The sequence below is a fragment of the Pseudomonas sp. REB1044 genome, from assembly GCF_038813925.1.
GTDB lineage: Bacteria > Pseudomonadota > Gammaproteobacteria > Pseudomonadales > Pseudomonadaceae > Aquipseudomonas > Aquipseudomonas boreofloridensis.
Genome location: NZ_CP046139.1, coordinates 849,456 through 868,637, shown reverse-complemented (window position 1 = coordinate 868,637; position 19,182 = coordinate 849,456). Strand labels below are relative to the sequence as shown.

The following is a 19,182-nucleotide window of genomic DNA, read 5'->3' as shown; positions in this document are numbered from 1 at the left end:
TGACAGGCCTGACCATGACCGACTTCACCACCCTGCACCTGGAACACGACCCACGCGGATTCGCCACCTTGTGGCTGAACCGCCCGGACAAGCACAACGCGTTCAACGCCCAAATGATTGGCGAACTGATCCAAGCGCTGGACCTGATCGCAGCCGACGCCTCGCTGCGCTTCCTGCTGCTGCGCGGGCGCGGCAAGCACTTTTGCGCGGGCGCCGACCTTGCCTGGATGCAGCAGGCAGCCGGGCTCGACTACGACGCCAATCTGCGCGACGCCCACCAATTGGCCGAGCTGATGTACAGGCTCGCCGAGTTGCCGATGCCGACCCTGGCAGTGGTGCAAGGCGCGGCTTTTGGCGGCGCGGTCGGCCTGGTCAGTTGCTGCGACATGGCCATCGGCACCCACGACAGCCTGTTCGCCCTGTCGGAAGTGCGTATCGGCCTGGCGCCGGCGGTGATCAGCCCCTTCGTCGTGCAGGCGCTGGGCGAGCGCGCCACGCGGCGCTACGCCCTGACCGCCGAACGTTTCGACGGCCACTGCGCGCGCGAGCTCGGCCTGCTCGCCGCCACCTGCGCTGCCGACGAGCTGGACGCGCAGTGCCATCGCTGGATCGCCCAACTGTTGCAGAACAGCCCCCAGGCCATGCGCGTCAGCAAGCGCCTGCTGCGTGACGTCGGCAGCGGCGCCCTGAGTGCCGATCTGCGCGCCCGCACCGAAGCGGACATCGCCGGACTGCGGGTCAGTGCCGAAGGTCAGGAGGGCTTGAATGCCTTCCTGGAAAAACGTCAACCGAGCTGGCAGGAATCGCATCCATGAACCTTCTCGACACGCTGTTGATCGCCAACCGAGGCGAAATCGCCTGCCGGGTGATGCGCACCGCCAAAGCCATGGGTATCCGTACCGTGGCGGTCCATAGCGCCATCGACCGTGACGCGCGGCATGTGCGTGAAGCCGATCTGGCGGTGGACCTGGGCGGTGCCAAGCCGGCCGAGAGCTACCTGTTGATCGACAGGATCATCGACGCGGCCAAGGCCAGCGGCGCACAGGCGATCCATCCCGGCTACGGCTTTCTCTCGGAAAACGCAGGCTTTGCCCGCGCCATCGAACACGCCGGGCTGCTCTTCCTCGGTCCGCCCGCCTCGGCCATCGAAGCCATGGGCAGCAAATCGGCCGCCAAAGCGCTGATGGAGCGCGCCGGGGTGCCCTTGGTGCCGGGCTATCACGGCGAGGCCCAAGACCTGGAAACCTTCCGCGCCGCGGCCCAGCGCATCGGCTATCCGGTGCTGCTCAAGGCTGCGGCCGGCGGTGGTGGCAAGGGCATGAAAGTGGTCGAGCGCGAAGCCGAACTGGCCGACGCTTTGGCCAGCGCGCAGCGCGAGGCGCAATCGTCGTTCGGCGACGCGCGCATGCTGGTGGAGAAATACGTCCTCAAACCGCGCCACGTGGAAATCCAGGTGTTCGCCGACCGCCACGGCCACTGCCTGTACCTCAACGAGCGCGATTGCTCGATCCAGCGCCGCCATCAGAAGGTGGTCGAAGAAGCCCCGGCACCGGGCTTGTCCGCCGAGCTGCGCCGCGCCATGGGCGAAGCGGCGGTCAAGGCCGCGCAGGCCATCGGCTATGTGGGTGCGGGCACGGTGGAATTTCTGCTCGACGAAAGCGGCGATTTTTTCTTCATGGAGATGAATACCCGCCTGCAGGTCGAGCATCCGGTCACCGAACTGATCACCGGCCTCGACCTGGTGGCCTGGCAGATTCGCGTGGCCCGTGGCGAGCCGCTGCCCTTGCAGCAGGCGCAGGTGCCACTGCGCGGCCATGCCATCGAGGTGCGGCTGTATGCCGAAGACCCCGATCACGATTTCCTGCCAGCCACCGGCACCCTTTCGCTGTACCGCGAGGCCGCCGAGGGGCCGGGTCGGCGCATCGACAGCGGCGTGGCCCAGGGCGACGGCGTGTCGCCGTTCTACGACCCGATGCTGGGCAAACTGATCGCTTGGGGCGAGAACCGTGAAGAGGCGCGCTTGCGCTTGCTGGCAATCCTCGATGAGACCCTGGTCGGCGGCGTGAAGACCAACCTGGCGTTCCTCAGGCGCGTGCTCAGCCATCCAGCGTTCGCCCGTGCCGAGCTCGACACCGGGTTCATCCCCAGGCATCAGGCGCAGCTCTTGCCTGCGCCCGTAGCCCTGCCAGACGCCTTCTGGCACTGCGCCGCCGATGCCTTCATCCAGAGCGAGCCACTGCGCAGCCGTGCCGACGATGCCTACTCACCGTGGACGGCGACCTCCGGCTGGCGGTCCGGCGGCGGCGCCGAGATCCAACTGCACCTGAGCTGCCAGGGCGTGGAGCGCCGCGTGCGCGCCCATGGCCAGAACCGCTTGCAGGGCGAGCAGTTGCGGGTGGCTGGCCAGCCGAGTCAACGTCTCCCCGCCGTTCGCCAGGGCGACACGCTGTATCTGAAATGGGCGGGAGAGCTGCACGCCATCACCCACTTCGACCCCATCGCCGCCTGCGCCAGCCACGCTCACCCCGGCGGCCTGAGCGCGCCCATGAATGGCAGCGTTGTACAGGTGCTAGTGGCCCCGGGCGATCAGGTCGAAGCCGGCGCGGCACTGGTGTTGCTCGAAGCGATGAAGATGGAGCACAGCATTCGCGCGCCGCACAGCGGGACGGTGAAAGCGGTGTTTTGCAGCGCGGGTGAGTTGGTGGCCGATGGGGCTGTGCTGGTCGAGTTTGAGGAAGGGCCTTGAGTCTTCAGACTGCCGTGCGCCGGGTGGAGGCCGATTGGCGCTCGTGTTCGCTCAACGAGCATCGAAAGGCCGCTATTTCAGCGACAGTCCCAACGCTTGGGCCTTGCTAGCAACTTATTCACGCAGGCGTTACTCCTGATGGGATGCTCTTCCAATGCCTTGGAGAACTGATCGAACGTTTGCCCCTCGAGCAAAAACTGACGTTGCTCAAGAAGTACCTGCTCGGCACGCTTGCACGCTGCGTCGAGCACGAACGTGGTGCGATCTCCGCCCACGATCTCAATGGCAGCATCGATAAGAGCGCGGCGATGCTCAGTGACTCGCATGTTCAACGCCACGGATTTGCTTCGATCCTTGCTGCGCAGTTCACTCATGGAGAGCTCCTGATACCTGAATGGCGTGTTGGACGCCGCAACGGAAGGTACAACCGCGTAACGCAGATTTGTAGCCGCACAGCCAAAAGCGTGACCGATAGAAAGCGTGGGAATTTTCTGAAGCCTTCAGGCGGATCTTCATGTGCCACTACTTGGGAACTATCCTACGCCCGCTCCAGAAGCGTCGCTGTTGTTGGGCATGGCAAGCAGGGCTAATTTCCCCAGGTCGTCATTTGGCGACCGGGTGTGAGAGCCCGGCGATACATCGTGCCAGCGTTATGGCAGCCGTTCGCGGGCAGGCTTCGGCCTGGCCGGAATTCCGATGTTCGCCGGTCTCTCACCCCGCGTACGGCTGCCACCTGATTCTGTGAGAGGAAAACATCTGGCAGGTTCTAGAGACGAACTCGGAATAAAGCCATGAAAAAGAGCGTCCCCGATCCTCCTGACACCACTCGGCCACATCCCCTCTTCACCCTCAAACCCAACCTGCCGATCCCGGACGCCCTCGTCCATCTCGTCCAACTGCTGCGCGGTATCGAGGACACCCTCGACGAATTCTGCTGCGCCAACGCGGGCGCAGCAGGCACGGCGATGTTGCTCAATGCCGCACAAAGCGCGCAATTGGGCCGACAGTTGGCCGAGCATGCACTCGCCGACCGCAGCGGTTGAGCACGGCGCTTAGCGTCGCTCAGTCCTCGAAGATGAAGTCGAACTCGGCCTCGTGCAGCGTATGCAGGTAAGCGTTGAAGTCAGAGGCGATCACCTTGTAGCTGTCAGGGTCGTGCAGGTAGCGCACCACCTGCCCCGACACCCCGCCCGGTGCCGGGTCGAAGTCGACGTACAACTGCGAGGTGCCGCCATTGTTGATGCAGTAGGCGAAGCACAACCGTCGATTGAGCGGCGCATGAGCATCGATGCCGGCCCCGAGCAACTCGGGGTCTTCGTCCAGATATTCCTCATAGATCTGCGCGATGCTGGTCGGCGCGGCCTCGCTGTCCTCGAGGATCTGCGCCACCGAGCGCAGGTAGTACGGGTACTCCACCACATCGGAACCGAGGATCGGTACGGCGATTTCGCCGCCCGGATATTCGCGCCAATGGGTGCCGTCCACCTGCTGCAGCAAGCCGATCAGCGCCGGCGGGCACTGTGGGTAGCGTTGCACCAGGCGCTGCAGCTCTTCAGGCGAAGCGCCATGGGCGCGGGCGAACTGCTCGGCTTCGTCTTCGCCCAGGCGCTTGCGCACTTCGGCCAGGTAATCGGTGGCCAGGGTCAGGCTGTGCTGATGGGCGTCGAGCGTCATGTCGTCGGTTCCTCAGAAGGCTTTTGGGCATCTTGCAGCAGCACCATACTCTGCGGCGAAGACAGCGCAATGCCTTCATCGCGCAGGCGGCCGAGAATGGTGAACAGCAGGTCGCTGCGCGCGCCCCCCACCTGGCGGGGGCTGGCCACGTAGCCGCTGGCGCTGATCAGCATGCCGCTGGCGGTCAAATCCTTGAAGGTCACCGACGGCGCCGGGGCATCGAGAATGCCTTCATGTTCCTTGAACGCTTGCAGCAGCAACTCGCGCACCCGCCCGGCATCGGTGTCCAGCGGCAGGGTCAGGGTCACGCCGACCACACCCAGGGCGTTGGCCATGGTGACGTTGCGCACGTTCTGGGAAATGAACTGCGAGTTGGGCACGATCACCGTCGAGCGATCGGACATCTGGATCTCGGTGGCGCGCACATTGATGCGCCGGATATCGCCCTCGACGCCGGCCAGGCTGACCCAGTCGCCGACCTTCACCGGTCGCTCGGTGAGCAGGATCAAGCCGGAGATGAAGTTCTGCACGATCTGTTGCAGGCCGAAACCGATACCCACCGACAGCGCACTGACCACCCAGGTGAGGCTGGTCAGGTTGATGTGCAGGGTCGACATCACCAGCATGGCCAGGAACAGGAAGCCCAGGTAACCGACCAGGGTCACCAGCGAGGCGCGCATGCCGGCGTCCATGTCGGTTTCCGGCAGCAGCCGCTCGCTCAGCCAGCGCTTGAGCACGCGCAAGGCGAACAGGCCGCCGAGGAAGATCGCCAGGGCCAGGAAGATGTCCTGGGGCACGATGTTCAAATTGCCCAGCAGCTTGCCGCCGCTGCCGTCCCAGTCGGCCAGGCTCAGCAGCAGCTCGCTGGGGCTGGTGCCCGAGGGCATGAACGCCAGCAGTGCGGCGATGAACAGCATCACCGTGCGCCCCAGCCCGCCCAGCAAGGTACTGGCCTGGGCCTGATGGCGGTGCTGCAGGCCCAGCGCCGAGGCCAGGGCCGCGCCGCCGGGTTGACGTGGCGACAACAGGGTTTCGCAGAGGTCGCCGAACACCGTGACCAGCAGGTAGGCGCACACCGCCACCACGCTGATCCACAGCAGCTTGGCGGTGAGGAAGTAGGCCAGGGTCAGGTAGCCGGCGAGCAGAGACGCCAGAATCGCAATGACCCACAGCACCACCACGAACGGAATCAGCCCGGCCAGGCCGGCGGGGCGCTCCAGGCCGTGCTGGCGTCGGGTGCGGCGGTAGCGCACCAGCGCCGCGACGAACAGCAGCGACACCACCAGCGCGGTCAGGCCGTTGGTGGCCAGGGTCAGCGCCAGGCTGGTGCCGATCACGCTGTTGATGCGCTCCTGGGTCAGCAGCAGCACCAGGGTCAGGGCCAGCACTTGCGGGAACCAGGCCAGCGCTTCGGCCACCTCGTCGGGGATCGGCGGCAAGCGCCACGACGGCCGTTGCAGCATCAGCATGGCGCGGCCCAGGCCGGAGATGAAGGCGCTGAACACCACCAGGGTGAGGATATGGTTGGTCAGGCTGGCCAGGTCCGCGCCCAGCTCGGCGCTGCTTTCCAGGCCCCAGCGCAGCAGCGACACCGACCCGGAAATGGTCGCCAAGGTGGCCAGGGCCACGCTCAGGGCCAGGGCACTGCGACGCAACCGGCCTTCGGGGAGCCAGCGGATCATGGCGTCGGCCAACAGCCGTTCGAGCACGCGGCGCACCAGGGTCCAGACCAGAATCGCCGCCACCAGCGAGGTGATGAACCACCAGCGGTGCTCGGCATTGAACGCCGTGGCCACGGCATCGGCGGCTTCGCCGCGCAGGTCGCGCAGGCGCGACACGTCTTCATCGGTGGGGCGAATGAAGCTCGACCAGAACGCCGGGCTCAGCGGGCTGGCCGCACGGCTGCTGATCTGCGAGTTGAACAGGCTGCGGCGCAGGTTGACGATCTGCGTGGACAGGTCGCGGGCCGACTGGGTCAGTTGGGTGGCCTCGGTCTGTTCGCCGACCAGCGCCTTTTTCTGCTTGTCCAGTTGCTGGCGCTGGCGGGTCAGGCTGTCGGGCTCGTCCGGCTGCACCGGGCCGAGTACGTTGAGCTGATCGTCCAGACGGGCGACGTCGGCGGTGCGCTGGGTGGCCAGGGCATCGGCCTGGCGCTGCACCTGCAAGGCCGACTGGCGCAGTTGCGACAGCACATCGTCGTTGGCGTTGGTGGTGACGCCCTGGCGGATCTGGTCGAGCCGATCGCTCAAATCCTGCAGGCTGGCGTGTTCGTCCAGGGTCTGCTGCTCGGCGGCCGCCAGGCTCGCCGGGGCATCGCCGGGTGCCGACCAGGCCGGCGTCGCTACGCACAACAACAAAGCCAAGATCACTGCATAAAAACGCTCAAGGCTGACATGCCTCATCGACTTCCCCTCTATGCAAATCGATAGGCGAAGAATTCTACGCTGCCTCCGCGCTCAGGTGAGCACCGTTTCTCGTTTCAGCAGTGCACGTTTGCGCGCCACGCCCCAGCGATAGCCGCTCAGATCGCCATCGCGGCGCACCACCCGATGACAGGGAATGGCCACGGCGATGCGATTGGCCGCACAGGCCAGGGCGACCGCACGCACCGCCTTGGGCGCGCCGATGCGCTCGGCGATATCGCTGTAGCTCACCTGCGTGCCGGCCGGCACCTCGCGCAGGGCTTGCCAGACCCGCTCCTGGAAGGCCGTGCCCTGTACGTCCAAGGGCAGGCGCAAGCCCAGCGACGGCTGTTCGACGAAGCCCACCACCTCGGCCACCAGACGCTCGAACGCGCTGTCGCCACCGATCAGTTCGGCCTTGGGAAACTGATCCTGCAAGTGTTCGAGCAGCACCTGCGGGTCATCGCCCAGCGCGATGGCGCAAATGCCCCGCTCGCTCTGCGCCACCAGGATCGCCCCCAGAAAACACTGGCCCAGCGCGAAGCGAATGCACGCTCCGGCGCCACCGGCCCGGTAGTCACGGGCGCGCATGCCCAGGCGCTGGTCGGCGTCGGCGTAGAACCGGCTGTTGGAATTGAAGCCGGCCTCGAAGATCGCCTCGGTGATGCTGCCCGCTTGCTCCAACCCATCGCGCAGTCGCCTGGCCCGAAACGCCGTGGCGTACGCCTTGGGCGTGAGGCCGGTTTCAGCCTTGAACAGGCGATGCAGATGAAAGGGACTGACCGCCAGTTGCCCAGCCAACTGCGCGAGTGGCACGGCGCTGTCGCTGGACTCGATCAGGCGGCAGGCCCGAGCCACCAGCGTAGCGCGTCGGGTCTCGGGTTCGCCGCTCTTGGCCGTGCAGCGCTTGCAAGGCCGGTAGCCCGCCGCCTGGGCGGCGACGGTGTCGCTGAAGAACTCGATATTTTCGCGCTTGGCCAGGCGCGAGGGACAACCGGGATGGCAATGGATGCCGGTGCTGCGCACGGCATACACGAAGTGGCCACGCGCGGCAGGGTCACGGGTCTGTACGGCCTGCCAGCGCTGAGCATCGGTGCAGTAGGGAATGACAGACATGATCGACGCCTCTGACGGAATTGGCTGCAACGGTGACAGGCGCCGCTCAGGCGAGCACTCCGCTTCTTGCTCGGTTATTGTCAGGCACGCCAGAGATACCAGGCTGCCACGGTTCGATACGGACGCCACGGCTCGCCCAACACGCGCATCTGCGCAGGCGTCGGCGCGCGCTCCAGCCCCTTCAGGCGACGGTACCCCTCGCGTATGCCGAAGTCATCCACCGGCAGGATGTCCGAGCGCTCAAGGCTGTAGATCAGCAGCATTTCCACGGTCCAGCGGCCGACACCGTGCAGGCTCACCAGGCGCTCGACCAGCGCAGCGTCGGCCATCGTCCGCGCCTCCTGCAAAGTCGGTACTTGCCCGTCCAGGCGGGCCTGGGCGATGCCCAGGATGGTCGCCAGCTTGCGCGCCGAGAGCCCGCAATCGCGCAGTACCTGCGGATCGACCGCGAGCAGTTGCTCGGGCGCGGGGAAGCGTTGATTCGGGTACAGCGCCAGCAGCCGACCGAGAATCGCCTCGGCGGCCCGGGCGTGCAATTGCTGGTAGGCCACCGCGCGCACCAACGCCTCGAAGGGTTCCCGTGCGGGTTTGGCGCGGTGCAGGCAGGGGCCGACGCGGGCAACGAGCCGAGCCCAGTCCGGGTCCAGGTCGCTGAGACACGCGCGGGCCTGCTCGAAAGCCTGGGGCGAAAGGTCGGCGTGGATCATAGGGCGGCTACCGGTGGCGCAGGGACGAAGCCCACAGGGTAGACCACGCGCGGCTCAGCGTATCGCCGAATCCTGCGCAGCGAATTCGCACTGCGCCATTGCTGGCAGATCGTCACGCGCCTAGAATTGAGAACCATTAACAATCGTACTTCCACCCTCTTTCCCTCCAGGACCGCCGTCTGATGCCGCTCAACGACACGCTCGCGCCTGCCGACATCGATCAGCTCTACCAGACCCACAACGCCTGGCTGCGTGGCTGGCTGCGGGCGCGGGTCGGCTGTCGGGAGCATGCCGCCGACCTGGCCCAGGACACCTTCGTGCGCCTGCTGCGTGCGCGCAATGTTTCGCCGCTCAAGGAACCGCGCGCTTATCTGAGCAGCGTCGCCCGCGGCCTGATGATCGACCAGTACCGCCGCCGCGCCCTGGAGCGTGCCTATCAGCAAAGTGTGGCCGGCGTGCCGGAAGGCGAGGCGCCGAGCGAGGAACACCGTCTGGTGATCCTCGACACCCTCGAGCGCCTGGATCGCGCCCTGCATCAGCTCAAGCCGCGCACGCGGGAGGCCTTTTTGCTAGCCCAGCTCGACGGTCTGAGCATCGCCCGGATCGCCGCACACCTGAAGGTGTCGAGGGCCACCGTCGAACGCGACCTGGCCAAGGCCTTGGCCGCCTGCTACCGGGTGCACTATGCCGAACACTGAGCAGTCACCAGCCCAGGCGCAGGTGGACGAGGCCATTGCCTGGCTGGTCAAGCTGCGCTTCGACGAGCCGAATGCACGGCTTGAACGGCAGTTCCAGGACTGGCTGCAGCGTCATCCGCTCAACGCCCTGGCCTGGCAGCGGGTCAGCCGCATGGGTGAGGAATTGGCGGGTCTGCCCTCGGCCCTGAGCCGGCGCACCCTCGACCACAGCCAGCGCCAGCGCTTGGCCCGGCGCGACACGCTCAAGCTGCTGGCGGGCCTGGCGGTGTGCACGGGCGCGGCCTGGGGCCTGCGCGAGCCGTTGGGCCTGCCCGCGCTGATGGCCGACAGCCGCACCGCCACTGGCGAGCGCCGCGACCTGCGGGGCAGCGACGGCAGCCGCCTGCAACTCAATACCGCCAGCGCCATCGACCTGCGCTACAGCGCCAACCAACGGTTGCTGACGCTGATCCGGGGTGAGGTCAGCCTGGCCAGCCAGGCCGACGATAAGCGCCCCTTCCATATTCAGACGTCGGTCGGCGAACTGAACACCCGCGACGGCCATCTCCTGCTGCGCGAGCATGACGCCGGCCTGCTGCTGGCCGTGCGCAGCGGCGAGGTGCAGCTGTTCCCGGCGTCCGCTCAGTCGCGGCGCGTGGGGCCGGGTGAAGTGCTGAACGTCGGTCCTGCAGGCGGGGTCGAGGCGGCCCACTTGCAGCGTGATCCGTGGGGCTGGACCGAGGGCGTGTTGAGCGTGCAGAAGATGCCGCTCGGTGCCTTCGTGACGGAGTTGTCACGCTATCGACCAGGGTTTATCCGCTGCGCCCCGCAGGTGGCCGGGCTCGAGGTGTCGGGCACCTATCAGTTGGCCGACACCGATCAGATTCTGTATCTGATCGCCCACACGCTGCCGGTGCGTGTCGATTATCGGACGCGGTATTGGGTGGCGATCCGTAACGTGTGACACACCTGGCCAAAAATAAATGAGGTGGAATCTCATTCTCGTCCGGCCTGAAGGAATCAAGCCCATACGTGGCTCACCCCACCTTCAGGAGCGCTCCATGATTCGCCCGTGTTCTCCCTCCTCCACTGGACTGCGCCGTGCCATCCACGCCGCCGCCTTCGGCCTGGGCCTGGCCGGCAGCGCCCTTTGTGTCAAAGCCGTGGCCGCGCCGGCCGACCAACGTCAGCAGCTTTCATGGAACATTGCTCCGGGACCCTTGGCCGCAGCGCTGGAACAACTGGCGCGCCAGGGCGGGCTGAACCTCTCGTTCGATGCCGCCAGCCTCGCGGGCAAGACCACCGGCGGCGTGCAGGGCCGCCATGACAGCGCCCAGGCCCTGTCGATCCTGTTGCAGGGCAGCGAGGTGCAGGCCCAGCAGCAAAGCGCGAACAGCTTCATCCTGATGCCGGCGCTGGACGTCGGCGATGCCCTGCAGTTGGGCGCCACCAGCATCTCCAGCGACCTGCTGGGCGAAACCACCGAACACACCGGCTCCTACACCACCGGTGCGGTGACCATCGGCAAGACCCCGCAGAGCATCCGCCGCACACCGCAGTCGGTCACCGTGGTCACCCGCCAGCGCATCGACGACCAGCAGATCACCAACCTGACCAACCTGCTGGAGCAGACGCCCGGCGTGGTGGTCAACCTCACCGACAGCGAGCGGGTGCAGTACTACTCGCGCGGCTACTCCATCGACGCCATCCAGTACGACGGCGCCACCGTGGTGCAGAGCAGCGGCGGCGGCTCTTTCATCCAGAGCGATGCCGCGATCATCGACCGTGCCGAGATCCTGCGCGGGGCCACCGGCATGCTGCGCGGCTCGGGCAACCCGTCGGGCACGGTGAACCTGGTGCGCAAGCGGCCGACCTACGACTACCAGGGCAGCGGCAGTATCACCCTCGGCACCTGGAACGCCCAACGCTATGTGGCAGACGTCTCCGGCCCGCTGACCGACACCGGCAACGTGCGCGGCCGGATCATCGCCGTGCACGACGACAAGGACCACTTCCAGCGCTCGCGCCAGGAGCGCAAGGACGTGCTGTATGGCGCGCTGGCCTTCGACCTCAGCGACAGCACCACCCTGACCACCGGTCTTGAATGGACCCAGCTCGATGCCACCGGGGCCTGGGGCAACCTGCCGGCCGACTACGACGGCTCGCCCCTGCCGCTGGGCCGCAGCACCTACCTGGGCGCCGACTGGAACCGCTGGAACCGCAGCAACCTGCAAAGCTTCGCCGAACTCGAACACCGCTTCGACAACGACTGGACGCTCAAGCTGATGGCCCAGCGCACCCATTTCCAACTGGCCGACGACGGCTTCAAGCAGACCTACTTCACCCGCGCCACCGGCACCGCCAATCCCACCAACAACCCCTACCTGATGCGCTACCAGGTCACCGAGGGCGATGGCGGCGAAAGCCTGCAGAACAACCTCAGCGCCACCCTCAACGGGCCGTTCGACCTGTTCGGTCGCACCCATGAACTGATGGTCGGGGTCGAGCGCATTCGCAACGATTCCTACGCCTCGGCCACCAACTTCGTGCAGTCGGGGCTGTTCGACATCCGCACCTGGGACCCCAAGCGCAGCCTGGCCAATCCCCCGATCGACATCACCGCGCACCCGGTGCGCACCCGCACCACCCAGGAAGGGGCCTACGCCACCTGGCGCATTTCCCTGGCCGACCCACTCACTGCCATCATCGGCGCGCGCAGCAACTGGTATGACTACGAGCAGGAAAACAACACCCGCTCCAACGGCACATTCAGCGTCGACAACAAGGTGGTGCCCTACGCCGCGCTGATCTACGACCTCAACGACACCTTCAGCACCTACGCCAGCTACACCGAAATCTTCAACCCGCAGACTGCCACCAACGCCAGCGGCTCGGTGCTCGCACCGGTCACCGGCGAAGCCTACGAGACGGGCATCAAGGGCGAGTTCTACGACGGCCGACTGAACACCTCGCTGGCGTTCTTCCGTATCTACCAGGTCGGCAACCCGCTGGACGACATCAGCGGCCCCAACCCCTGCCCGCCGAACTACACCAGCGGCTACTGCAAGGTGGCGGCCGGCAAGAACCGCAGCCAGGGCTTCGAGCTGGAGATTTCCGGCGAAGTGCTGCCGGGCTGGAACGTCAGTGGCGGCTACACCTACAACACCACCGAATACCTCAAGGACACCACCGGCAACACCGGCAACGCCATTCGCACCACCGACCCCAAGCGTCTGCTGCGCCTGTTCACCAGCTATCGCCTGCCAGGCGAATGGGAGGCGTGGACCGTTGGCGGTGGGGTGCAGGCGCAGAGCGACATCTACAACCGCAGCGGCAACGCGGTGGCCAGCCAGTCGGGCTACGCGGTGTACAACGCCATGGTCAACTACCGCTTCAACGATCAGTACTCGCTGCAGGTCAACGCCAACAACCTGTTCGACCGCCGCTACTACCGTCAGGTGGCGCCGACGCCGACTGGCTACTACTGGGGTGACCCACGCAACGTATCGGTCACCCTGCGCGGCAGCTTCTGAGGCCTAGCCCGCCTGGACTGACACCCGCTGCACCTGCCGATACGCCTGGCGGGCGAAGCACACGAACAGCCCGGCCATCAGCGCCAGGGCCATGGGCAGGCCGTGGGGCGCGACATCCATCGCCGCCCCGCTGAGCAACGGGCCGACCAGGCTACCGGCGCCCCACAGCAGCCCGACGCTGGCGTTGGCGGTGACCAGGTCGCGTCCTTTGAAGCGCTGGCCGATCAGCACCAGCGCCAGGGTGTAGATGCCGCCGGCCACTGCGCCAAGCAGCACCAGCAGCGGCCATAACAGCCACGTCAGGTTCAGCAGCCAGGGCAAGGCGATGCCGATGGCCATGGCCACCACGCCGCACAGCAGGTGCAGCCCGGTACGCTCGACCCGATCGGCCAGCCAGCCCAGTGGCAGTTGGAAGAGCATGTCGCCGGCGAACACCACCGTCACCATCAACGCCGCCACGCCCACGGCAAAGCCGTGGCTGGTGGCGTAGACCGGCAGCAAGGAGAGCACCACAGCGTCGAAGAACGAGAAAAACAGCACCGCTACGCACAGTGCCGGTGCGACGCGGAAGAAGCCCGCCAGGGTGAAGCTGCGTGCGTCCTGCTCGTCATACTCGACGCAGTCGTTCGGCACGCTGAACACAATGCACAGCAGGGCCAGGCCGTAACCGGCGGTGACCACGGCGGTGATCCATGGGCTGTTCGGCCCGAACAACGCCAGCAGCGCCGGGCCGAGCACCTGAAAGCCGGTGAAACTGGTGGCGTACAGCGCCATGATCTTGCCGCGGTTGTGCTCCGCGCACAGCGCATTGACCCACGACTCGCCGAGAATGATGGCGATGCCCATGCCGATCCCCAAGGCCAGGCGCAGCAGCGCCAGCAGCCAGAGCCTGTCGAAAGCCCATTCCAGCAAACCGATGCTCAAGGCGCATAGGCTGAAGCACAGCAGGTAGAGGGTGCGCCGGGTGAAGTGCCGACAGCAGGCATCGACCATGAAGGCCGAGAGCATCATCCCGGCGGCAGGAATCGCCGAGACCATGCCGATTTCCAGGGTGCCCGCCCCGGCCTGGTGCAGACGCAACGACACCAGCGGCAGGCTGGCCCCCAGGCTGAAGCCCACCACCGACACGGCGAACAACAGGCCCGCCAGCAAACGCATGTTCATGTACTTTTCCACCCCACCGAAGGATCGACAAACGCAGGCGCCCACGGCCGTGTCGAGAACACACGGCAGACGCAGGCCTGGATCAGCTCGAGGCGAGGTGCGGGGAGAAGGTGAAGGCGAACAGCACGCTGCGTCGACGCTTGAGCACCGTGTCGCTCGGCCACGCGCGGCGCGCTGTCGGGGCGACAGGCTGGCAGCAGGGGCTGAGGCTACGGGTGCGGCGCATTGCGAGGTTCGCTGCAAGAAGATGAGGGGGTCGGACTCTAGGCCAGGGCCGCCTAATCCGTCAACGCCCAGGCAGCGCCGGGATGCTGTTCACTCAAGATCTGTAGTGTTGGGCATTGGGGCTGCTGCGCAGCCCTTTCGCGGCACAAGGCCGCTCCCACAAGTTCCGCGCAGCCCCATGTCTACGGCTTTACGCGGACTTTGTGGGAGATTCTATGGTTGTGGGCAATGCTTTTTGCCGCCTTTGCTCACGTATTCGCCTTGAGTCTTCATCAAGGCGAATGCAATTCTGGCCAGCTTTCGCGCCAGGATGACCAGGGCCTGAGTGGTTGCCTTACCTGTACTCCGATAATGTTCATAGACCTCCTTCCAGGCCTCGGTTTTGCTAGCGGACATGGCGGCGTTGTGCAAGAGTCGGCGCACTTCTGAGCAGCCGCGCTTGGTCAAGCGTCTGCGTCCGCATTTCTGGCCTGATTCGGAAACTTCCAGATCCATACCCAGAAAAGCGATGAAGGAGTCGCTTCGCTTAAAGTCGCCACGGATGAAGGCAGTGACCAAAGCGACAGCCGTTAGAAAACCAATGCCTTCAACTGCTTGGCAGCGGGCAACCTGCTCGCTCAGCCCTGCCTCTCTCACTGATGTCTTCAAACGCTTTTGAATCAGCAGATCAAGCGATGCAAAGTGCTTGGCAAAACTTTTGAAGGCTTCTTTGAGGGACACTTCGTTTCCCCAGCTCTGGGTCAGGCTGGTGCGTGCCGACACCAGTGCTGCTCGGCGTCGCAGAAGGCTCTGGAGCTTGCTGTAGACGGCTGGAGGGGGCGTCCAAGGACGAAGCGCACTGCCCTCACGATTAAGGAAACGGGCGAGTAGACAGGCATCAGACGCGTCGGTTTTGACACGCCCGCCAATTCCTTTTCGGTAGTTGCTCAGCTGGAACCCATCGACGACATAGACGGCAAAACCCACTTCGTAAGCCATCTCCACCAAGTCCAGGTGATAAACGTTGGTGGCTTCAACACAGATGGCCGTATTGGCAGGCTGAAGTGCCAGCCATTTGCGGATCTCAGGCTTGGTATTTTTAAACGCGTGTTGTTGAGCAGTGTCCTCGCAGTAACTGACCAGTTCGACCTTGGCGACATCGACGCCAATGATGAACTTCTCGACTCGCATTGCCATGACCTGAACTCCCACGGTATGGTTTTTGGGCTCGGAGGGGGTTCACCAAGAGGCGCTGGCTTGCTTCTATCGTCGCTTGCAAACGATGCATTCTTTATCGGCGCTTTGGTGAAGGGGTGGGGCGAGGTCTCCCACGGTCTGTACTGTTTGTGGACAGTCAGATTCGGCCTTTTCGTCCCACCACCCCTTCGAGTATCACCATACAAGCGGCCTTGTGCCGCGATTGGACCGCTTAGCGGCCCCGGCTCAACGCTTCCCGGTCGATGGCAGGAACACCGCCAGCAAGCCGAACAACGGCAGGAACGAGCACAATCCGTACACGTACTCGATCCCGCGCAGGTCGGCCAGGTAACCGAGCAGCGCAGCGCCGATGCCGCCGAAGCCGAACATCAGGCCGAAGAAGATCCCGGCGATCATGCCCACGTTACCCGGCACCAATTCTTGCGCGTACACCACGATCGCGGAAAACGCGGAGGCCAGGATGAAACCGATCACCAGGCTCAGCACGGTGGTCCAGAACAGATCGGCATACGGCAGCGCCAGGGTGAATGGCGCCACCCCCAGAATCGAGAACCAGATCACCGCCTTGCGCCCGATGCGGTCACCGATCGGCCCGCCGAAGAAGGTGCCAGCGGCTACGGCGCCGAGGAACAGGAACAGGTGCAATTGCGAACTGGCCACCGACAGGCCGAACTTCTCGATCAGGTAGAAGGTGAAGTAGCTGGTGAAGCTGGCCATGTAGAAGTACTTGGAGAACACCAGCAGGCCCAGCACCACCAGCGCCGCCAGCACGCGTCGACGCGACAGCCCATGGCTGGCGACGCCGCCCTTGCGCGCCTTGTACTGGTTCAGGTGGTCCTTGTACCAGCGCCGCAGCACCAGGGTCACGCCGAAGAAGAACAGGGCTGCCAGACCGAACCAGGCCACATGGGTCTGACCAAACGGAATGACGATGGCCGCTGCCAGCAATGGGCCGAATGCGGAGCCGGCATTGCCGCCTACCTGGAAGGTCGACTGCGCCAGGCCGAAGCGCCCACCCGACGCCAGCCGGGCGATGCGCGAGGTCTCCGGGTGGAAGGTCGACGAGCCGATGCCCACCAGCGCCGAGGCCAGGAGGATCATCGGAAAGCTGCCGACAAAGGCGAGCATGACGATCCCCACCAGGGTGCACAGGGTGCCCATCGGCAACAGGTTCGGTGTGGGGCGTTTGTCGGTGTAGAAGCCGACCCAGGGCTGCAGCAGCGAGGCGGTCACCTGGAAGGTCAAGGTGATCAGGCCGATTTGGGCGAAGCTCAGGTCGTAGTTGGCCTTGAGCATCGGATAGATGGCCGGCAGGACCGACTGGATCAGGTCATTGATCAGGTGCGCCAGCGCGCAGAACGTGATGATCCGCATCACCAGCGGACTGCTGCCGGAGGACGGCGTAGCGCTGGGGATCGCGGGGCTGCTCGGGGTACTGCTGATGGCCATGGGCTCGACATCCGTGCTCTGGTTGGGCTCCGATTATTAGAAACATCTCGATACGAAGCCACCCCTAATTTCCCAGCAGCGTGCCATCCATCCGATGCGTACTTGTAAATGGTTCTCACTACAATTAGCATCTTCCGCTCCCTTCCCTCAGTTCCGGGCACCCTGCCCGCTTCGCGAGCCGACCGATACCATGAGCCCGATGCCAGCCGCGCGGTTCGACCCTGATCCCCACCAAGAAGCGCTGCGGTGGCTGGCCCTGCTGAGCCGCCCCGGCAGTCACGCGCAGCAGCGCAAGGCCTTCGCCCAGTGGTGCCAGGACCCGGAAAACGCTCGCGCCTTTGCCGCCCTGCAGCACCGTCCTGGCTCAGTGCCGACCCCGGCCGGGCGGCCGCGTCCACGACCGCTGGCGCTGCGCCGCAGCCACTGGGGCAGCCTGCTCGGCGCGCTGTTCCTGCTGCTGCTGGCCGCACTGGCCTTTGTCTACTGGCCACTGATGCAGCGCCTGGGCAGCGAACTGCACACCAGTGCTGGCGAGCGGCGCAGCGTGCGTCTGGCCGATGGCTCCACCCTGCACTTGGACGGTGCCAGCGCGATGAACGTGGACTTGCGCGGTCGCACCCGACAGTTGCAACTGGTGCAGGGCTTGGTGGATCTGGAGGTCAACCTCGATGGGCGCGCGCTGGAAGTTCAGGTGGACGACGTGTCGATCCAGGTCTTCGCCACGCGCCTGAGGCTCAGCCGCTACGGCGATCACGACGAGCTGGTGGTGCTCAACGGCAAGGCTCTGATCCGCCAGGGCGGCGACCAGCGCCTGCTCTCGGCCGGCGAGCGGGTGCGGTTCGATTCGGGGCATCTGGAGGCGGTGGAAAAAATCGACACCCGCAGCCTTCAGGCGTGGCGCGACGGTCGCTTGATCGCCCGCGACCTGCCTTTGCAGCAGGTGCTGGAGGCGCTGGCCGGTTATCGGGGTATGCGGGTGTGGGTGCTGGACGCGCAGATCGGGCAACGCCGAATCAGCGGCGATTTTGCGCTGGACCCTGCCAGCAATACGCTGGATGCGCTGATCGCCGACCAGCAACTGCGGGCCTACCCCTTGCTTGGCCAGGCGCTGATCGTCCATTGAGGTGAGGTGCACGGCTAAGCGTCTGAAACCGTGTGGATTTTTTTTGAAATGAGTGTTGACACAGGGGCATCACAAGAGAATAATGCGCGCCATTGGCTACATAGCTCAGTTGGTTAGAGCATAGCATTCATAATGCTGGGGTCCGGGGTTCAAGTCCCTGTGTAGCCACCAAACCTGAAAAGGGCTTACCGCAAGGTAAGCCCTTTTTCTTTGCCTGCGATTTCTTCAGCTTCTTCAGCGCACGCCCGCCGCGGCCACGGTCAACCACGTGCTGTCGCTCGATCATCATTTCCGTTTGGTTCACAAATAAGCGGCCAGGTATCGTGCGCTCCTCAATTTCCCACTAAGGACAGTGCAGTGTTTTGGAACAGGAATAAAACGCTCAAAGTTGAATGGCTGACACCGTTGACCATCTCTACACATGCCGCCGAACAACCACCGCAAGCGCTTGATCAGTCAAAAGTTACAAAAGCCAATACTGACCTCGCGTTCAAACTTGTGGCTACGGGTGCTTGGAGCATTCAAGGTGGTCTGCTGGTGTATGGTTATTCGACGCTGATCGGCTCGTACGACAGATTCGGTATCGATATCAACGAGATTGCCTTGGGTATACCGACCCTACTGTTATATGGGTACGTCAGTGCATGGTCGGGCGCGATGAGTGCAGCGAATAGCGTGCCAATCATCGGCCCTGCGCTCGTGGCACTGGCATTCATTGTGATAGCCGCGATCTTCGTGTCTTTGGTCACCAAGCGACTACCCTTCCCGGTTGTATTAGGGCTCTCCACATGGATTGGAATCACCCTGTTCACAGCCTTCATGGCACCGGCCATAGGCGTGCAGCGGGGATTGAAGAATGGTCTGGACGACTTTGCAAAATACACCGGCCTGGAGGCCTCCCAGGGTCTCGACAGTACAGTGACGGTCATCACAAGCACGTCAACAAGATTGACGGGACATCTGATCTTGGTCGATAGCAAGAGTATGTTCTTGCTGGTTGACAGAACGGTGTACAAGATTGATGGCGCCACGGGGCGTGTCATTCGAGAAACGCAACTTTCACCCAAGCCCCTACGCACACCGGTGAAGCCAAAGCAGTCTGAACACGACTGAATCAGACGGGATGGCCTGCATACGCTGCACCCAAGCGGCCATCGCCGCCCCTGCAA

At 64.7% G+C, this 19,182-nt stretch carries 17 protein-coding genes and 1 tRNA gene; 9 read left to right on the top strand and 9 right to left on the bottom strand.

Annotated elements, in window-relative coordinates; genetic code table 11:
* Window positions 1–14 precede the first annotated feature (14 nt).
* Both GKC70_RS04060 and GKC70_RS04055 read left to right on the top strand, forming a co-directional pair.
* Window positions 15–815, top strand: a complete 801-nt coding sequence (locus GKC70_RS04060; RefSeq protein WP_342650523.1) for a gamma-carboxygeranoyl-CoA hydratase — start codon at window positions 15–17, stop codon at window positions 813–815.
* Complete coding sequence (locus GKC70_RS04055) at window positions 812–2,746, top strand: acetyl/propionyl/methylcrotonyl-CoA carboxylase subunit alpha (protein WP_342650522.1); 1,935 nt, start codon at window positions 812–814, stop codon at window positions 2,744–2,746. The genes GKC70_RS04060 and GKC70_RS04055 overlap by 4 nt, the downstream gene beginning before the upstream one ends.
* 77 nt (window positions 2,747–2,823) lie before the next feature.
* Here GKC70_RS04055 and GKC70_RS04050 read toward each other — a convergent pair whose 3' ends face one another.
* Window positions 2,824–3,120, bottom strand: a complete 297-nt coding sequence (locus GKC70_RS04050) for a DUF1778 domain-containing protein (RefSeq protein WP_342650521.1) — start codon at window positions 3,118–3,120, stop codon at window positions 2,824–2,826.
* A 417-nt stretch (window positions 3,121–3,537) separates the two neighbouring features.
* Here GKC70_RS04050 and GKC70_RS04045 point away from each other — a divergent pair, with 417 nt between their 5' ends.
* Window positions 3,538–3,789, top strand: a complete 252-nt coding sequence (locus GKC70_RS04045; protein WP_342650520.1) for a hypothetical protein — start codon at window positions 3,538–3,540, stop codon at window positions 3,787–3,789.
* Window positions 3,790–3,808: 19 nt separating this feature from the next.
* On the opposite strand, the gene GKC70_RS04040 is transcribed toward GKC70_RS04045, so the two are convergent.
* The 4 genes from GKC70_RS04040 to GKC70_RS04025 form a co-directional block, all read right to left on the bottom strand.
* Entirely contained in the window at window positions 3,809–4,420 is a 612-nt protein-coding gene (locus GKC70_RS04040) for an SMI1/KNR4 family protein (RefSeq protein ID WP_342650519.1), read from the bottom strand.
* Window positions 4,417–6,822 carry a DUF3772 domain-containing protein gene (locus GKC70_RS04035; RefSeq protein WP_116889190.1) on the bottom strand — a complete coding sequence of 802 codons (2,406 nt, stop codon included), beginning with the start codon at window positions 6,820–6,822 and terminating at the stop codon, window positions 4,417–4,419. Before GKC70_RS04035 ends, GKC70_RS04040 begins: the two co-directional genes overlap by 4 nt.
* 54 nt (window positions 6,823–6,876) lie before the next feature.
* A complete protein-coding gene (ada, locus tag GKC70_RS04030) occupies window positions 6,877–7,938 on the bottom strand; it encodes a bifunctional DNA-binding transcriptional regulator/O6-methylguanine-DNA methyltransferase Ada (RefSeq protein WP_342650518.1) in 1,062 nt (353 codons plus the stop codon).
* 80 nt (window positions 7,939–8,018) lie between these two features.
* Window positions 8,019–8,645, bottom strand: a complete 627-nt coding sequence (locus GKC70_RS04025) for a DNA-3-methyladenine glycosylase (protein ID WP_342650517.1) — start codon at window positions 8,643–8,645, stop codon at window positions 8,019–8,021.
* Between the two features lie 182 nt (window positions 8,646–8,827).
* On the opposite strand from GKC70_RS04025, the gene GKC70_RS04020 reads away from it, so the two are divergent.
* The 3 genes from GKC70_RS04020 to GKC70_RS04010 all read left to right on the top strand — a co-directional run bounded on the left by GKC70_RS04020 (window position 8,828) and on the right by GKC70_RS04010 (window position 12,855).
* Window positions 8,828–9,343, top strand: a complete 516-nt coding sequence (locus GKC70_RS04020; protein ID WP_342650516.1) for a sigma-70 family RNA polymerase sigma factor — start codon at window positions 8,828–8,830, stop codon at window positions 9,341–9,343.
* Complete coding sequence (locus GKC70_RS04015) at window positions 9,330–10,286, top strand: FecR domain-containing protein (RefSeq protein ID WP_342650515.1); 957 nt, start codon at window positions 9,330–9,332, stop codon at window positions 10,284–10,286. Before GKC70_RS04020 ends, GKC70_RS04015 begins: the two co-directional genes overlap by 14 nt.
* 97 nt (window positions 10,287–10,383) lie before the next feature.
* The gene (locus tag GKC70_RS04010) at window positions 10,384–12,855 is read left to right on the top strand and encodes a TonB-dependent siderophore receptor (protein WP_342650514.1); all 2,472 of its coding nucleotides are present in this window, start codon (window positions 10,384–10,386) and stop codon (window positions 12,853–12,855) included.
* Window positions 12,856–12,858: 3 nt separating this feature from the next.
* Here the strand turns inward: GKC70_RS04010 and GKC70_RS04005 are convergent, their stop codons facing one another.
* From GKC70_RS04005 to GKC70_RS03990, 4 genes are all read right to left on the bottom strand, one after another.
* Window positions 12,859–14,019 carry an MFS transporter gene (locus GKC70_RS04005; RefSeq protein WP_342650513.1) on the bottom strand — a complete coding sequence of 387 codons (1,161 nt, stop codon included), beginning with the start codon at window positions 14,017–14,019 and terminating at the stop codon, window positions 12,859–12,861.
* An 82-nt stretch (window positions 14,020–14,101) separates the two neighbouring features.
* On the bottom strand, window positions 14,102–14,245 hold the full coding sequence (locus tag GKC70_RS04000) for a hypothetical protein (RefSeq protein WP_295481403.1): 144 nt from the start codon (window positions 14,243–14,245) through the stop codon (window positions 14,102–14,104).
* Window positions 14,246–14,457: 212 nt separating this feature from the next.
* Window positions 14,458–15,420: a transposase gene (locus GKC70_RS03995; RefSeq protein ID WP_342650336.1), complete on the bottom strand. Its 963-nt coding sequence runs from the start codon at window positions 15,418–15,420 to the stop codon at window positions 14,458–14,460.
* Window positions 15,421–15,666: 246 nt separating this feature from the next.
* The gene (locus GKC70_RS03990) at window positions 15,667–16,890 is read right to left on the bottom strand and encodes an MFS transporter (RefSeq protein WP_342650512.1); all 1,224 of its coding nucleotides are present in this window, start codon (window positions 16,888–16,890) and stop codon (window positions 15,667–15,669) included.
* A gap of 199 nt (window positions 16,891–17,089) precedes the next feature.
* Here GKC70_RS03990 and GKC70_RS03985 point away from each other — a divergent pair, with 199 nt between their 5' ends.
* The 3 genes from GKC70_RS03985 (at window position 17,090) to GKC70_RS03975 (ending at window position 19,126) form a co-directional block, all read left to right on the top strand.
* Window positions 17,090–18,013 carry a FecR domain-containing protein gene (locus GKC70_RS03985; protein WP_342651463.1) on the top strand — a complete coding sequence of 308 codons (924 nt, stop codon included), beginning with the start codon at window positions 17,090–17,092 and terminating at the stop codon, window positions 18,011–18,013.
* A gap of 94 nt (window positions 18,014–18,107) precedes the next feature.
* Window positions 18,108–18,184 (top strand) — tRNA-Met (locus GKC70_RS03980).
* A gap of 186 nt (window positions 18,185–18,370) precedes the next feature.
* Window positions 18,371–19,126, top strand: coding sequence for a hypothetical protein (locus tag GKC70_RS03975; protein ID WP_342650511.1), 756 nt, complete (start codon window positions 18,371–18,373; stop codon window positions 19,124–19,126).
* Window positions 19,127–19,182 lie beyond the last annotated feature (56 nt).

Excerpts from the sequence above, each read along its gene's own strand:
- GKC70_RS04025 (WP_342650517.1), bottom strand. The coding sequence starts at position 8,645 with ATGATCCACGCCGACCTTTCGCCCCAGGCTTTCGAGCAGGCCCGCGCG.
- GKC70_RS04045 (WP_342650520.1), top strand. The coding sequence starts at position 3,538 with ATGAAAAAGAGCGTCCCCGATCCTCCTGACACCACTCGGCCACATCCC.
- GKC70_RS04015 (WP_342650515.1), top strand. The coding sequence starts at position 9,330 with ATGCCGAACACTGAGCAGTCACCAGCCCAGGCGCAGGTGGACGAGGCC.
- GKC70_RS03990 (WP_342650512.1), bottom strand. The coding sequence starts at position 16,890 with ATGGCCATCAGCAGTACCCCGAGCAGCCCCGCGATCCCCAGCGCTACG.
- GKC70_RS04010 (WP_342650514.1), top strand. The coding sequence starts at position 10,384 with ATGATTCGCCCGTGTTCTCCCTCCTCCACTGGACTGCGCCGTGCCATC.
- GKC70_RS04055 (WP_342650522.1), top strand. The coding sequence starts at position 812 with ATGAACCTTCTCGACACGCTGTTGATCGCCAACCGAGGCGAAATCGCC.
- GKC70_RS03995 (WP_342650336.1), bottom strand. The coding sequence starts at position 15,420 with ATGGCAATGCGAGTCGAGAAGTTCATCATTGGCGTCGATGTCGCCAAG.
- GKC70_RS04005 (WP_342650513.1), bottom strand. The coding sequence starts at position 14,019 with ATGAACATGCGTTTGCTGGCGGGCCTGTTGTTCGCCGTGTCGGTGGTG.
- GKC70_RS04035 (WP_116889190.1), bottom strand. The coding sequence starts at position 6,822 with ATGAGGCATGTCAGCCTTGAGCGTTTTTATGCAGTGATCTTGGCTTTG.
- GKC70_RS03985 (WP_342651463.1), top strand. The coding sequence starts at position 17,090 with ATGCCAGCCGCGCGGTTCGACCCTGATCCCCACCAAGAAGCGCTGCGG.
- GKC70_RS04020 (WP_342650516.1), top strand. The coding sequence starts at position 8,828 with ATGCCGCTCAACGACACGCTCGCGCCTGCCGACATCGATCAGCTCTAC.
- GKC70_RS04050 (WP_342650521.1), bottom strand. The coding sequence starts at position 3,120 with ATGAGTGAACTGCGCAGCAAGGATCGAAGCAAATCCGTGGCGTTGAAC.
- ada (WP_342650518.1), bottom strand. The coding sequence starts at position 7,938 with ATGTCTGTCATTCCCTACTGCACCGATGCTCAGCGCTGGCAGGCCGTA.
- GKC70_RS04060 (WP_342650523.1), top strand. The coding sequence starts at position 15 with ATGACCGACTTCACCACCCTGCACCTGGAACACGACCCACGCGGATTC.
- GKC70_RS04000 (WP_295481403.1), bottom strand. The coding sequence starts at position 14,245 with ATGCGCCGCACCCGTAGCCTCAGCCCCTGCTGCCAGCCTGTCGCCCCG.
- GKC70_RS04040 (WP_342650519.1), bottom strand. The coding sequence starts at position 4,420 with ATGACGCTCGACGCCCATCAGCACAGCCTGACCCTGGCCACCGATTAC.